The 14,123-nt window shown below is 56.7% G+C and carries 14 protein-coding genes; all 14 read left to right on the top strand.

The window, feature by feature from the left end:
- Positions 1–70: 70 nt before the first annotated feature.
- The 14 genes from CW742_RS01040 (at position 71) to CW742_RS00975 (ending at position 14,121) form a co-directional block, all read left to right on the top strand.
- The gene (locus CW742_RS01040; RefSeq protein WP_292415563.1) at positions 71–1,816 is read left to right on the top strand and encodes a type II/IV secretion system ATPase subunit; all 1,746 of its coding nucleotides are present in this window, start codon (positions 71–73) and stop codon (positions 1,814–1,816) included.
- A complete protein-coding gene (locus CW742_RS01035) occupies positions 1,816–3,744 on the top strand; it encodes a type II secretion system F family protein (protein ID WP_292415562.1) in 1,929 nt (642 codons plus the stop codon). The genes CW742_RS01040 and CW742_RS01035 overlap by 1 nt, the downstream gene beginning before the upstream one ends.
- An 89-nt stretch (positions 3,745–3,833) precedes the next feature.
- Positions 3,834–3,992, top strand: a complete 159-nt coding sequence (locus CW742_RS01030; RefSeq protein WP_292415561.1) for a hypothetical protein — start codon at positions 3,834–3,836, stop codon at positions 3,990–3,992.
- 4 nt (positions 3,993–3,996) lie between these two features.
- The gene (locus tag CW742_RS01025; protein WP_292415560.1) at positions 3,997–4,464 is read left to right on the top strand and encodes an alpha/beta hydrolase; all 468 of its coding nucleotides are present in this window, start codon (positions 3,997–3,999) and stop codon (positions 4,462–4,464) included.
- A gap of 189 nt (positions 4,465–4,653) precedes the next feature.
- On the top strand, positions 4,654–4,983 hold the full coding sequence (locus CW742_RS01020; protein ID WP_292415559.1) for an ATPase: 330 nt from the start codon (positions 4,654–4,656) through the stop codon (positions 4,981–4,983).
- Positions 4,970–7,000, top strand: a complete 2,031-nt coding sequence (locus CW742_RS01015) for a V-type ATP synthase subunit I (protein WP_292415558.1) — start codon at positions 4,970–4,972, stop codon at positions 6,998–7,000. Before CW742_RS01020 ends, CW742_RS01015 begins: the two co-directional genes overlap by 14 nt.
- 3 nt (positions 7,001–7,003) lie before the next feature.
- Positions 7,004–7,267 carry an ATPase gene (locus CW742_RS01010; RefSeq protein WP_292415557.1) on the top strand — a complete coding sequence of 88 codons (264 nt, stop codon included), beginning with the start codon at positions 7,004–7,006 and terminating at the stop codon, positions 7,265–7,267.
- An 11-nt stretch (positions 7,268–7,278) separates the two neighbouring features.
- Positions 7,279–7,857 (top strand): V-type ATP synthase subunit E family protein, encoded by a 579-nt coding sequence (locus CW742_RS01005; RefSeq protein WP_292415556.1) that lies wholly within the window; start codon positions 7,279–7,281, stop codon positions 7,855–7,857.
- A 12-nt stretch (positions 7,858–7,869) separates the two neighbouring features.
- Positions 7,870–8,925 (top strand): V-type ATP synthase subunit C, encoded by a 1,056-nt coding sequence (locus tag CW742_RS01000; protein WP_292415555.1) that lies wholly within the window; start codon positions 7,870–7,872, stop codon positions 8,923–8,925.
- Positions 8,926–9,231: a V-type ATP synthase subunit F gene (locus CW742_RS00995; RefSeq protein WP_015284355.1), complete on the top strand. Its 306-nt coding sequence runs from the start codon at positions 8,926–8,928 to the stop codon at positions 9,229–9,231.
- Positions 9,222–10,985, top strand: a complete 1,764-nt coding sequence (locus CW742_RS00990; protein WP_292415554.1) for an ATP synthase subunit A — start codon at positions 9,222–9,224, stop codon at positions 10,983–10,985. The genes CW742_RS00995 and CW742_RS00990 overlap by 10 nt, the downstream gene beginning before the upstream one ends.
- Positions 10,982–12,370: a V-type ATP synthase subunit B gene (locus CW742_RS00985; RefSeq protein WP_292415553.1), complete on the top strand. Its 1,389-nt coding sequence runs from the start codon at positions 10,982–10,984 to the stop codon at positions 12,368–12,370. The genes CW742_RS00990 and CW742_RS00985 overlap by 4 nt, the downstream gene beginning before the upstream one ends.
- Before the next feature lie 6 nt (positions 12,371–12,376).
- Positions 12,377–13,006: a V-type ATP synthase subunit D gene (locus CW742_RS00980; protein ID WP_292415552.1), complete on the top strand. Its 630-nt coding sequence runs from the start codon at positions 12,377–12,379 to the stop codon at positions 13,004–13,006.
- A 20-nt stretch (positions 13,007–13,026) separates the two neighbouring features.
- Positions 13,027–14,121, top strand: a complete 1,095-nt coding sequence (locus CW742_RS00975; protein WP_292415551.1) for a phosphoglycerate kinase — start codon at positions 13,027–13,029, stop codon at positions 14,119–14,121.
- Positions 14,122–14,123: the final 2 nt, after the last annotated feature.

The raw sequence follows: 14,123 nt of genomic DNA, 5'->3' as shown, positions 1-14,123 counted from the left end.
CCCTTATATAATTTGATCTCACGAACTATACATCGGAACACCAGTATCTTTTAGAGGGAGATCGTGGAGTATGGGACTGGGAGACCTCATCAAATCCCGTAAACGAGTCGAGACCGGAACGCAGCCCGGATCACCGGCAGATGGGGGTGCCGTGACCGGGAGCGGAACCGGGAAACAGGCGCCTGCGACCAGCGGGGATGCCGCTGCACCCGGAGCAACGGGAAAGAAGTCCGGCCTCTCGATCCGCCGGCTCCTCTCGCTCGAAAAGGGCAGCGACAAGGCACCGGTCGAGGAGTATGACTTCGAGCAGCATGGGACGCTCGTAGAGGCACGGGTGCCGGAGACCTACGAGGCAGTTGACCAGTACTGGGTTGAGCAGGGCTGCTCGCTGGTTGTCATCGGCCACAACAAGCGGACAAACCAGGACGAGTACCTCCTCTTCGAACCCACGCTCTCCGATTTCGAGTACGAACTGCTCGAGCGCCTGCACGAGGATCTCCGCGATGTGCTGATCCTCACCTCGGATGAGATCCGGAGAGACCGGAAACACCTCCTGCTTGAGAAGATGAACGCGCTGGTCGTGGATTATGGGATTATCCTTGAACCCCCGACCCGGTTCAAGATCCAGTATTTCCTGATCCGGAACTACATCGGCTGGTCGCGTCTCGATCCGCTGATGAAGGATCCGCAGCTGGAGGATATTTCCTGCGATGGTAACCGGATCCCCATCTTTCTCTACCACCGGAGGTACCGGAATATCAAGACCAACATTGCTTTCGAACCGGACATCCTCAACTCCCTTGCCATCACGCTTGCGCAGCGGTCCGGCAAGCATATCTCCACCGGCGCACCGATGATCGATGCCACCCTCCCCGACGGGTCCCGTCTCCAGCTGACGTTCGGGACGGAAGTGACGACAAGGGGCACATCCTTCACGATCCGTAAGTTCCGGGAAGAGCCGTTCTCTCCTGTTGAGCTGCTGGAGAACGGGACGTTCAATGCCGAAGCACTGGTCTATTTCTGGATGGCCATCGAGAACAACAAGAGCCTCCTCTTTATCGGGGGAACGGCATCGGGCAAGACAACCTCCTTAAACGCGGTCTCGCTCTTCATCCCCCCCGTGGCAAAGGTGGTCAGCATCGAGGACACCCGTGAGATCACGCTCTTCCATGACAACTGGATCGCAAGCGTGACCCGCGAAGCACTGACCGAGGGGGGAAATGCCATCAACATGTTCGACCTGCTGAGGGCTGCGATGCGGCAGCGCCCGGAGTTCATCCTTGTGGGTGAAGTCCGTGGCAAGGAAGCCCAGACGCTCTTCCAGGCCATGAACACCGGCCACACAACCTTCTCGACCATGCACGGCGGCAGTGTCGATGCCGCCATCCACCGTCTGGAGAGCGAACCCCTCAATGTGCCAAGGAACATGATGCAGGCCTTGAACATCGTCAGCGTCCAGGGGCTCATCTACCATGGAACCGAACGGGTCCGCCGTGCCCAGGAGATCGTTGAGATTGCCGGGATAGATCCCTCCTCGGGTAATCTCCGCGTCAACAACGTCTTTGTGTACGATCCTGTGCACGATATCATCACCTACACCGGGAGATCGCAGGTGTACATGGACATCGCAGAGCGGCGTGGCTGGACCCGCGAGGTGATGGAGAGCGAGATCAGCATCCGTAAATCGATCCTTTCAGCCATGATGAAACAGGGTATCCGGGATTACATCTCCGTTGCTTCGCTCTTCCATGCTTATTATATCGACAAAAAGAATGTCCTGGAGAATATCGAAGACCTCCGCAAGGTAATCGGCTAATGCTTCGGAACGTTATCTCCCAGTGGGTCAGGCGTGATCCGGTCCGGTTTAATAGTCTCCATGCCGACATGATCTCCGCCCGGATCGGTATGACACCCGAGCAGTATGTCTGGCGTTCAGTGAAGATCTCCCTCCTTGCCGGGTTCGCCTTTGCCGCTCTCGGGTTCGTTTCCAGCCTCTCCTTTACTCTGCCGTCCCTGCAAGGACGCATTGGTATCAGCAATGTTTTCGGGCTCCAGATGCCCACCTTCTTCAGCGGTCAGCTGCCAGCAGAAATCCTTGCCGTCACCATCCTCATCCTCTCGTTTGTGATTGGTGCATACCTCGGCTTCGCCCTCCTGATAAGGATACCGGGCATCGAGAAGACGAACCGGGCGATCAAGATCAACCTGACCCTCCACAACGCGGTGGCGTACATGTACGCGATGCGGAAAGGCGGCGCCCAGCTGATGCCCATCTTCCAGTCCCTCTCGGAGCGTGCGGATATCTACGGCGAGGTTGCCCTGGAGTTCCGCCAGATCGTGCGGGACGCGGATTTCTTCGGGTACGATGTTGTCACGGCGATCCGACACCTCTCCGAGACAACGCCATCGGAAAAACTCAAGCTCTTCTTAGAGGATCTCCTTTCCATCATCGATGGCGGCGGGGACATGGGGGAGTTCCTCTCCATGAGGGTCCGGATGTACCAGGAGGAAGCCCGCTTTGAGCAGAAGCAGTTCTTAAACGTCCTCTCGCTTGTTGCTGAAGGCTATGTCACGCTCTTTGTCGCCGGGCCGCTCTTCCTTATCATCATCATGGTGGTCATGGGGATGACCGGCGGCTCAGCCGTGCTCCAGCTCTCGCTCGTCACCTATGCAGTCATGCCCATCGGGTCCCTGATATTTATCGTCCTGATCGACCTGATCTCCATCAAGGCTGAGAATACGGAGCGGTACACCACGATAAAATGGCTGCATGCCTACCCGGACATCACTATCGTCAATAAGGAGGACGAGGCACACCAGTTCGATCAGCTGAAGAAATATGACCGCATCCGCGCCATTGCCGACCATATCCGCCACCCTCTTGAGAGCTTCATCACCAATGTCGACCACACGCTGTATATCACCGTCCCGATCGCGATCCTGTACATCGCATCGGTGCTCCTGCGTGTCCCCCTGTACCGGGACATCGATGTCTATCTCGGTGTCGTTGATGATCATATCGTCCTTGCCATCCTCATCATTCTCATCCCGTACGCGATCTTTTATGAGATCTGGTCGAGGAAAGTCCTCGGTATCCAGTCCCTTGTCCCTGATTTCCTTGAACGGCTGTCCGGGATCAACCAGGTCGGCCTCACCATCGCCCAGGCCATTGCCATCATGGTGAACACGAACCTCGGGCTGCTCAGCTACGAAATCCGGCGGATCAAACGAGATATGGACTGGGGGGCGAACTTCACCGAGGCGCTGGTCCGGTTTGAACAACGGGTCAGCACGCCGGCAATTGCCCGGACCGTGACGCTGATTACGAAGGCGAGCGAGATGAGCGGCCAGATCAGCGAGGTGCTCTCGATCGCATCGAGCGATGCAAAGATGAGCGAGGCTTTGAAAAAGGAGCGGCTTACGGAGATGTTCATCTACACGGCAATCGTGTACCTCTCGTTCTTCGTCTTCCTCTTCGTCGTTGCCGTCCTCACCATGCAGTTCCTCCCCATCCTTGCCGATATTAATACCCAGGGACTTTCCACTGCGGGATCCATATCGAGCTTCGGGTCCATCCCTCTGGCAACCTTTGCCCGTATCCTGTACCACGCCTGCCTCATGCAGGCGCTCTTCTCCGGCCTGATCGCCGGGCAGATGGGCGAGTCGTCTGTTGCAGCGGGAGTCAAGCACTCCTGTGTGCTCCTGGTAATCGCGCTCGTGACCTTCAATGTCATCCTTGTGTGAGATCCCCCGGTAGTGTGGAAAGTGTGCCGGGAACAGTAAAAGATAGCCTTAAGCCTTTGCGTGGAGATGTCGTAGTGAGGTGAACGAACGTGTGTACTGTTGGCGGAGGCCCCACCGGGGACCTGAATTTCGATGAGCGGGTCAAGGGAAAGAAGTACCGCTGCAATGAATGCGGTGAGAAGTTCGAGAGCATCAGCAAGAAGCCCGTCTGTGCAAGCTGCCAGTCCGAGGACGTAATCGCACTCTGATACCATGATCGTGCCGCTCAAGGATGAGTTCCTGCTCATCTCCGGCACCCGCTCTTTTCTGCTGGTGACAAGGGCCGGCTCTCTCTTTGCCCTTCGCATCGAGACTATGGACAAGGAGTACAGCCAGACCGTTGAACCGGGTGACCTCATTGCCGTTTCTGCCCCTGAAGGCGGGGCCATGGAACCGGCGTTCATGCTTGCCGAGTTCGTCAGGACGTACCGGATGCCCCTGATCGTCTTGCCAAAGGACCACCCGGGCTCGAAACGGTTCTCGTACCTGGTGTCGGTCGGCCCGCTCATCACGACCAGCTGCTCGATCCGGCGGGGGACCCACCCGGAGCAACACCTGGTCTGCTCCAGCGACGAGCTTGCCGGAATTGTGCTCAGGGCCCACCCGGAGGGTGTTGAGATCATGGACCTGCCGGAGGGTGCCACGCACCGGTATGTCAATTTCCGGATATTAACCAGTTAGCCGCGATCCATTAACAACGCCGGCGCGGGAGTGACCCCGGATTCCCGTCCAGCGGGCGAAATAAAAATCCCCAGCGATTGTTTGCGATAAAAAGACAATAAAACGCTATTTTCGTCTTCTCCAGCAAAATAGCAATACATATATGGCTTTTTTTACCTATTATTGTACTTGCCGTGAGAGGAGGGTTGGATGAAAACTGAGGTCCTAAACGACATCAAGAAAGCTGAAAATGACTACCTGTCCACGATCAGCAAGGCCCAGGAAGAGAAGAAACAGCGACATTCCCAGGCCGAGCTTGAGGCGGATAATCTGGTAACCAAAGCGCAGAGCAATGCAGAACAGTACAAAAAGCTGAAACTGGAAGAAGCACGGAACCAGGCGGCACTTAAGCACGCTGAAATCATCAAAAGCGGCAATCAGCGCGCAGCAGCACTGAAAGCAAAAGGGGAACAGAACCTCTCAAAGGCAGTGCAGCTGCTGGTTTTGCGGTTTAAGGAGCAGCTGCATGTTAAAGCCTAAGCAGATGAGCCGGCTCCTCATCGCCGCATCACGGGACCAGATGACTCCCGTTGTGACGGAGCTCTACCGCCACCACCTGTTCCACATCGAGGAATATGTTGAAGGCGGCAAAGCAGGGTATGAGGGCTTTAAGATTGGCACACCTCTTTCAGGCGCAAGCGAAGTATCCATCGATCTGCTGAAGATCCGGGCAATCGAGAATGCCGTCTCCATCAATGCAGATGACATGGATCCGGCACAGTCCGGCACAAGAGCCGAACTGAAGGCACGGATCGAGCGCGAACTGCCGGTCCTCGCAAACGAAGTCGAGGAACTGACTCAGAAACGCGGAAAACTCGAGAACAAGGTCAAGGAGTTCGAGCAGAAGATCACCGAGATCACGCCTTTTGCGGACATTCCGGCCGATCTTTCCGTGTACCGCGGGTACCGCGATTTCACCGTTTACGCAGGCTATGTTGCAAAGGAAGTTTCCCTCTCCGTCCCGAATGAGATGCAGTTTGTCAAGGGAAAGGAGAAGAACTTCGTTGTCATCGTTGCCCTGTCAGCGCAGAAGGGCGAGGTCGAGCGGGCCCTGCAGGAAGCGGCATATCAGTCAGTCCAGATCCCTGACGAGACCGGTTCCCCTCAGGAACGCATCAGGTTTTACACTGAACAGGCAGCAGCCCTGAACAAGGAGATTGCCGGTCTTTCGGCAAAACTCGACGCGGTACGGCAGCAACATGCCGGGTTCATGGTGGCCTGCGAGGAGTATCTCAGGGCAGAGGCCGAGAAGTCAGAAGCACCGCTCCGGTTTGCAACCACGAAGCAGACCTTTGTTGCAGAAGGCTGGGTCCCCTCCGACAAAGTGGAGGAGATCAGCGCTGCACTCGTGAAGGCAACCGGTGGCAGGGTGTTTGTCGATGTCCTGCCCATGGATCTGGAGCACGACAATGTTCCGGTTGAGTACAGCAACCCGCAGTTCGCAAAGCCTGCGCAGATGCTGATGGACGTTTATTCCCGGCCCAAGTACACAGAGATTGATCCGACACTGATGCTTGCCATCGTGTTCCCGGTCTTCTTTGGTATTATCGTCGGGGATGTCGGATATGGCCTGATTTTCCTGGCAATGTGCCTTGGCCTGCAGAGGATGATGAAAGGTGAAGACGGACAGATGTTTTTGAAGGTGCTCAGGAACGCCAGCATCTCCAGCATCATCTTCGGCCTGCTCTTCAACGAGTTCCTCGGCTTCGAGCTTACACAGGTCGTTGGCTGGGTTCTCGGGTTTGGCGGAGTCCCGAACCTGATCCACGGGTACGCCGGGTTCATCATGCCCAGCCGTCACCTGCTCATCGGGGCAACGGAAGCCGGCGGGCACGGGCCTGCAATTCCCGCACTGATGATCATGGCTATCTGGATTGGTATCCTGCACATCACGCTGGGCCGTGTTCTTGGTATGTATAACCATGCAAAACAGGACCACGGGGAACACCGGACCAAGACGGTCATGGCTAACTTCGGCTGGCTTGCCGTCATGTGGGGTATCCTTGTCGCGATCTGGTCCAATGTTGCAATGCCGTATATGCCCGATCTCACCGGGCTGCCGGTTGTTGCAGCAGGGTTTACCCTTGGCACATTCATCGGGGCGGCACTCATCCTTGTCGGTGTAATCTGCATCGCCCGGGACTCGGTTCTTGAAGTAATCGAGTTACCCACGATCATTTCTCATGTTTTATCCTATGCACGTCTCGTTGCGGTCGGCCTCTCATCGGTCGCGATCGCAATGGTCGTCAACTATATGGCAATCGGGATGTTCATCAGTCCCGGTATGAAAGAATTATCCATTGTCGGCATCGTGATGATCGTTGTCGGGCTGGTCATCTTCCTGTTCGGCCACACGCTCAATGTCGCACTGGGTCTCCTGGGTGGGGGTCTCCACTCAATTCGTTTGCACTATGTCGAATTCTTCACCAAGTTCTACAAAGGTGGAGGCATCAGGTACGTTCCATTCGGAATGAAACGCAAATTTACGGAGGAATAAATTATGGCAGTTGAAGCAGTAGCAGTAGCAACCACAGATCTCGCATCGATCCAGGCATCGCAGATGGGAATGAAGGCAATCGGCGCAGGACTCGCCGTCGGTCTTACCGGTGTCGGTACCGGTGTTGCCGAGATGGGCATCGGTGCCGCAGCAGTCGGCGCCATTGCAGAGAACAAGGACTTCTTCGGTCTGGGCCTTCTCTTCACCGTTATCCCTGAAACAATCGTCATCTTCGGTCTCGTCGTCGGTCTCCTTCTGCTCTTCTAAGGGAGAGAACAATGGGACTGGAAGCAGTAGTCGAAGAGATCAGGGAAAAAGGCAGGTCCGAGGCAGAGAAGATACGGCTGGAGTCCAAACAGGACGTTGACGCTATCCTCGCTGCAGCCAACAAGAAGGTCGGCGAGATTAAGCTCGCTGCTGAAGAGGAGTCCGCAAAACAGGCAGCTCACATCCAGGGCCAGGAGGTCTCCGCAGCGAACCTCCTTGTCAAGCGAGAGCTCTTAAACACACAGAAGGCACTCCTGGACCAGGCGTACGAAGCCGTATTAAAGGACATCGCAGCCCTCCCTGAGAGCTTCCATCGTGAAGCAATCAAGAAACTCCTTGCCGAGGCAAAGAAGGAGATCCCGAAGGGAAAGGTCTCCTCCAATGCCCGGGATGTGGCCGCCCTCAAGGCGGTAATCGCCGAGAACCCGGAGTTTGCCGGGTTTAAACTGGGCGAACCCGTCAATATCGATGGCGGCATCCTGGTCGAAGGCGAAGGGGCGGAGTTGCAGATTGATTACAGCTACCGCACGTTCTTATCGGGCGTGTGGGAATCCGGGTTGAAGGATGCGTCGGATATCCTGTTCGGGTAAGGAGGCACACGTATGGGTGTGAATATTTCAGCACCGTACATCTATGTGTGCACCAGGATGCGGGTGCGGAAAGCCAAACTCCTCCCGCGTGAGGAGTACATGCGGATGCTCAACATGAGCGTTGCCGAGATCACCCGCGTCATCGAAGAAACCGAATACAAACAGGAGATCGACGAGCTGGGGACGGCGTTCAAAGGCATCGACCTTGTGGAAGTCGCCTTAAGCTGGAACCTCGCAAAGGAATACCAGAAGATCCAGGAGATTGCACCGGGCACGCTCAAGGGCTTCACCCATGCCTACCTCCGGCGGTGGGACATCCAGAATGTCTTGACCATCCTCCGGGGCAAGGTTCAGGGTGAGAAACCCGGCAAGATCAAGGAGATCTTAATCCCCGCAGGCAGCCTGGACAAGGTTGTGCTGGACCGGCTCCTTTCCGAGGAGAGCAACGACCGGATCATCGAACTGTTGAAAGGCCACCGGATGTTCCCGGTGCTTGCACGCGAATTCCCGGCGGCCCGTGAGTCCGGTTCGTTCTCCCATATGGAAAACGAGCTGTACAAGCAGTTCTATGCCGAGATTCTTGCCGATGCAAAGGCCGGGATCAAGGGCGCATCGGCGTTTTTGTCCTACATCCAGCTGGAGATCGATATCAAGAATGCCAAGACCCTCTTCCGGCTCCGTGTAGATGCACAGACGGATGAGGATGTCCGGGACATGTTTGTCGCCGGCGGCACGCTCTCGATAAACGACTTCACCAGCCTGGACTCCATTCGCGACACGAACGAATTCATCGACCAGCTCAAGGTGAATTTCCGGAACGAATCACTCCATGCACTGATGGACGAGCTGAAAGGGCAGAAAGGCAGTATTTCCGGCATAGAGGTCCGGCTGACTCGCGTGCAGCTCGAGCAGATGGAGAAGATGAGCAAGAGAAACCCGTTCTCGATCCACCCGATCCTCGTATATCTTGAGAAGAAGAAGTACGAGGTCTTCAACCTGCGGGCACTTGCCCGTGGCAAGGAGTCGAGACTGCCGTCAGAGAAGATCGCAGAATACCTGGTGATGTAAATGGAGATTGCAGTAATAGGCAACAGCGAGTTCATCCTCGGGTTCCGCCTTGCGGGCATAAGGAAGACCTATGCAGCGGAAAACGATGAGAAGCTCAACGAGCACATCACCACGGTGCTGCAGGACAGCGAGGTCGGTATCCTTGTCCTCAACTCAGGTGACATGGACAAGATCCCGCGGAGGCTCCGCGCAACGCTTGAGAATTCCGTGAAGCCGACCGTTATTGCGATCGGCGGTGAAGAGGAAGGCGGGCTCTCCATGCGGGAGAGAATCAAGAGATCGGTGGGTGTTGATCTGTGGAAGTAAAAGGAAAACAAGCAAACGGAAAACAAGGGGTCCTCAAAAGGATCGCCGGCCCTGTCGTTACGGCAGTCAACCTTGACGCCCACATGTACGATGTGGTGAAGGTCGGCAAAGAAGAGCTGATGGGAGAAGTCATCAAGATCCAGGGCGAGCACATTATCATCCAGGTATACGAGGATACATCGGGTATCCGCCCGGGTGAGCCGGTCTCGAACACCGGGCTCTCGCTTGCCGTGGAACTCGGGCCGGGCCTGCTGACCAGTATCTACGATGGTATCCAGCGCCCGCTCTCGGTGCTCGTCGACAAGATGGGCAATTTCATCGAGCGCGGTGTGTCCGCACCCGGGCTCTCCCACACGAAGAAATGGACCTTCAAGCCGCTCGTCAAGACCGGCGACAAGGTCGAGCCGGGCGCAATCCTTGGAGAAGTTCAGGAAACGAACATCGTCCACAAGGTTATGCTCCCGCCCAATGCAAAGGCAGGCGTTGTCAAGACGATCAAGAGCGGGGACTTCACCGTTGACGAGACCATCTGTGTTCTCGACGACGGCCGCGAATTCCCGATGATCCAGCGCTGGCCGGTCCGTGTTCCGCGTCCCGTGAAGGAGAAGCTGAACCCGACGATCCCGCTGATCACCGGTCAGCGTATCCTCGACGGTCTCTTCCCCATTGCAAAGGGCGGCACCGCCGCAATTCCCGGCCCGTTCGGGAGCGGCAAGACGGTCACCCAGCAGCAGCTGGCCAAGTGGTCGGATGCCGAGATCGTGGTCTACATCGGCTGCGGAGAACGCGGCAACGAGATGACGGAAGTTCTTACCGAATTCCCGCACCTCGAAGACCCGAAGAGCGGAAAGCCCCTCATGGAGCGGACGGTGCTCATTGCAAACACCTCCAACATGCCGGTGGCCGCCCGCGAGGCCTCGGTTTACACCGGTATCACCATCGCGGAGTATTTCCGTGACATGGGCTATGACGTCTCCCTGATGGCAGACTCGACCTCCCGCTGGGCAGAAGCCATGCGTGAAATCTCCAGTCGTCTCGAAGAGATGCCCGGTGAAGAAGGGTACCCGGCATACCTCGCTGCCCGCCTCTCGGAGTTCTACGAGCGTGCAGGACTTGTCAAGGCCCTCAACGGCAATGGCGGATCCGTTTCGGTTATCGGGGCAGTATCCCCTCCGGGCGGGGACTTCTCGGAGCCGGTCACCCAGAACACCCTGCGTATTGTCAAGGTCTTCTGGGCACTGGACGCCAAGCTCTCCCAGCGCCGGCACTTTCCGGCAATCAACTGGTTGAACTCGTACTCGCTCTACCTCGAAGCTCTCCAGGACTACTATGACAAGGAGGTTTCCCCCGAGTGGAACAAGATCCGGTCGTGGGCCATGGAAGTCCTCCAGAAGGAAGCAGAACTCCAGGAGATCGTGCAGCTCGTCGGTTCCGACGCACTGCCCGAGTCAGAACAGGTGACCATCGAGGTCGCCCGTATGATCCGTGAGATCTTCCTCCAGCAGAACGCATACGACTCGGTCGACACGTTCTGTGACATGACAAAGCAGTACGACATGATGAAGGCGATCAAGCTCTTTGCAGACCTTGCCTACGCTGCCCAGCTGGCTGGTGTCAGCCCGGCGCAGATCAACACGGTCAAGTCCAAGAACGAGCTGCCCCAGATCAAGTTCATCAAGGACTACAAGCCCGAACTTGCGAAGATCGAGAAGCAGATGGACGCTGAGTTCAACACCCTGAGGTCGGCAGCATGAAGGAATACAGGACGATTAACAAGATTGCCGGTCCCCTCGTCTTTGTCGAGAAGACCGAGCCTGTCGCCTACGGCGAACTCGTGAACATCGTTCTCTTCGATGGGACGATCAAGCGTGGCCAGGTGCTGGACACCAGCGACGAACTCGTCGTTGTCCAGATCTTCGAGACCACCACCGGTATCGGCCGTGACAGCGGTGTCCGTTTCACTGGTGAGACTATCAAGATGCCCGTGGGCAAGGACATGCTCGGCCGTATCCTGTCCGGTGGCGGTAAGCCCATCGACGGCGGCCCGGAGATTGTCCCGGAGAAGCGCCTCGACATCACCGGTGCGGCTATCAACCCGTACGCCCGTGGCATGCCGGCAGATTTCATCCAGACCGGTATCTCGACCATTGATGGCACCAACACCCTTGTCCGTGGCCAGAAGCTCCCGATCTTCTCGGGCGCTGGTCTCCCGCACAACAATGTTGCGCTCCAGATCGCACGGCAGGCAAAGGTGCCCGGTTCAACCGAGAGTTTCGCCGTGGTCTTCGCTGCTATGGGTATCACCAAGGAAGAAGCGAACTACTTCATGCAGGACTTTGAGCGCACCGGTGCCCTCGAGCATGCCGTCGTCTTCCTCAACCTTGCAGATGACCCGGCCGTTGAGCGCATCATCACCCCGCGTCTCGCCCTGACCACCGCGGAATACCTTGCCTTCGAGCTCGGTATGCACGTGCTGGTTATCCTGACCGATATGACCAACTACTGTGAAGCGCTCCGCCAGATCGGTGCAGCCCGTGAAGAAGTGCCCGGTCGCCGTGGCTACCCAGGATACATGTACACGGATCTCGCCTGCATCTACGAGCGTGCCGGTATGATCAAGGGCCAGAAGGGCTCTGTTACCCAGATCCCGATCCTGACCATGCCCGGTGACGATATCACTCACCCGATCCCTGACCTGACCGGTTACATTACCGAAGGACAGATCGTGGTCAACCGTGACCTTCACCGCAAGGGTATCTACCCTCCCATTAACGTGCTGCCCTCACTGTCGCGTCTGATGAACCTCGGTATCGGCAACGGGAAAACCCGTGACGACCACAAGAAGGTCTCCGACCAGATGTACGCAGGATACGCTGAAGGCAACGACCTCCGCGGTCTCGTGGCCATCGTTGGGAAGGACGCGCTCTCCGAGCGTGACCGGCTCCTGCTCGAATTCGCGGATCTCTTTGAGAACCGCTTTGTCCGCCAGGGATACGACGAGGACCGTACCATCGAGGACACCCTGACTATCGGCTGGGAGCTCCTCTCCACGCTGCCGGTTGAGCAGCTGACCCGTATCGACCGCGACCTCATCAACAAGTACCACCCCAAGATCAAGGCCGGTGCAAAGAAGGAGTAATCATCCATGGCGCTGCGCGATATCAAGCCAACCCGCTCTGAACTGATCAACCTCAAGCGGAAGATCCAGCTCTCCGAGCGCGGCTACAAGATCCTCAAGATGAAGCGCGATGGACTAATCTTAGAATTTTTCAAGGTACTCGCAGATGCAAAGGACTGCAAGGGAGATCTCCTCAAGAAGCATGCCCGCGCTGTCGAGATGATGGCGCTCGCAAACACTGTCGAGGGGGCTATCGGGGTGAAATCGGCGGCATTCTCTGTCAAGGAAGTGCCCCAGATTGCCTTAAAAAGCAAGAACATCATGGGCGTTGTCGTGCCGCAGATCGAGTCCTCGAAAGTGAAAAAAACGCTCGCGGACCGCGGCTACGGTGTGCTCGGCACATCGACGGTCATCGATGAGACCGCATCGGCATTCGAGGAACTCGTGGAAGCGATCATCCTGAGTGCCGAGATCGAGACTACCATGAAACGCCTGCTCGACGAGATCGAGAAGACCAAGCGCCGGGTCAACGCGCTCGAGTTCAAGGTCATCCCGGAACTCACCGCCGCCCGGGACTTCATCAAGATGCGCCTTGACGAGATGGAACGAGAAGAGCTCTTCCGGATGAAGAAGATCAAGGCCCGCAGTACATCGTAGCTGTATCAAGGGGATCATTGATGCCGATTGGAACAATCCGGGACCTGGGAGCTGAGGGAAAAACAGTCCTCCTCCGGCTCGACCTCAACTCCCCCATCGACCCCACATCCAACCTTATTTTAGATGACAAGCGGTTCCGGGAGCACCTTCCCACTATCCATGCCCTGGATACAAGCAAAGTCGTCATTATCACTCACCAGAGCAGGCCTGGGAAGAAGGATTTCACCACGCTTGAAGCCCATGCCGAGAAGCTGGAGCAGCTGCTCGGAAAGCCCGTGACCTACGTGGACAGCATCTTCGGCCGCCATGCCCGCGAAGCCGTGCACCGGATGAAGCCGGGCGAGGTCGTAATGCTGGAGAACGTCCGGTTCAATGCCGAGGAGAACCTGACGCTGAAACCCGAAGATGCAAAGAAGACCCATCTCATCAAAAGACTATCCACGCTGGGAGATGTCTTTGTCAACGATGCGTTTGGCACTGCCCACCGGTCCCAGCCAACCGTTGTCGGCCTCCCCATGGTCATGCGGTCAGCCGGGGGGCTCCTCATGGAGAAGGAGGTCTTCACGCTCTCAAAAGTCTTCTCAGGTGCGCCCCGGCCGGTCTGTATGGTACTTGGCGGCACCAAGGTGGACGATTCGATCGACGTAGCGAGAAACGTGCTCGACAAGGGAATCGCGGACACGGTGATCGTTATCGGCGTTGTGGCAAACGTCTTTTTAATCGCGGCAGGGTACGATATTGGCAAACCCTCCACCCAGCTGATTGCCCAGCTCAAGTACCAGCCCGAGATCGAGAAGGCAAAGGAGATCCTTTTCCACTATAGGGATAAGGTCATCATGCCCCAGACGGTTGCCGTCCGCGAGAACAACCGCCGGAAGGAATACCCTATAACCAAAATTCCTGACGACTGCCCGGTTCTCGACATCGGCATGGACGCGATCCACGATATGGTCGGTGTCTTAAAAAAGTCTGGCACCGTGGTCTTCAACGGACCCGCCGGTCTCTTCGAGGAATCGGATTTTGCCACCGGTACCTACGAGCTGATCAAGGCAGCCTCAAAGATAGACTTCTCGTTTGTCGGCGGCGGCCCTACCGCTGCTGTCACCGAGAAGTAGGG

The organism is Methanoregula sp. (genome assembly GCF_002835825.1).
In the GTDB taxonomy this organism is placed as follows: Archaea; Halobacteriota; Methanomicrobia; order Methanomicrobiales; family Methanospirillaceae; genus Methanoregula.
Note: the sequence above shows the minus strand (reverse complement) of the source record. Positions and strands in the feature narration are given on the sequence as shown.

Coding starts and splice junctions, on each gene's coding strand:
- CW742_RS01040 (WP_292415563.1), top strand. CDS start 71: ATGGGACTGGGAGACCTCATCAAATCCCGTAAACGAGTCGAGACCGGA.
- CW742_RS01035 (WP_292415562.1), top strand. CDS start 1,816: ATGCTTCGGAACGTTATCTCCCAGTGGGTCAGGCGTGATCCGGTCCGG.
- CW742_RS01025 (WP_292415560.1), top strand. CDS start 3,997: ATGATCGTGCCGCTCAAGGATGAGTTCCTGCTCATCTCCGGCACCCGC.
- CW742_RS01020 (WP_292415559.1), top strand. CDS start 4,654: ATGAAAACTGAGGTCCTAAACGACATCAAGAAAGCTGAAAATGACTAC.
- CW742_RS01015 (WP_292415558.1), top strand. CDS start 4,970: ATGTTAAAGCCTAAGCAGATGAGCCGGCTCCTCATCGCCGCATCACGG.
- CW742_RS01010 (WP_292415557.1), top strand. CDS start 7,004: ATGGCAGTTGAAGCAGTAGCAGTAGCAACCACAGATCTCGCATCGATC.
- CW742_RS01005 (WP_292415556.1), top strand. CDS start 7,279: ATGGGACTGGAAGCAGTAGTCGAAGAGATCAGGGAAAAAGGCAGGTCC.
- CW742_RS01000 (WP_292415555.1), top strand. CDS start 7,870: ATGGGTGTGAATATTTCAGCACCGTACATCTATGTGTGCACCAGGATG.
- CW742_RS00995 (WP_015284355.1), top strand. CDS start 8,926: ATGGAGATTGCAGTAATAGGCAACAGCGAGTTCATCCTCGGGTTCCGC.
- CW742_RS00985 (WP_292415553.1), top strand. CDS start 10,982: ATGAAGGAATACAGGACGATTAACAAGATTGCCGGTCCCCTCGTCTTT.
- CW742_RS00980 (WP_292415552.1), top strand. CDS start 12,377: ATGGCGCTGCGCGATATCAAGCCAACCCGCTCTGAACTGATCAACCTC.
- CW742_RS00975 (WP_292415551.1), top strand. CDS start 13,027: ATGCCGATTGGAACAATCCGGGACCTGGGAGCTGAGGGAAAAACAGTC.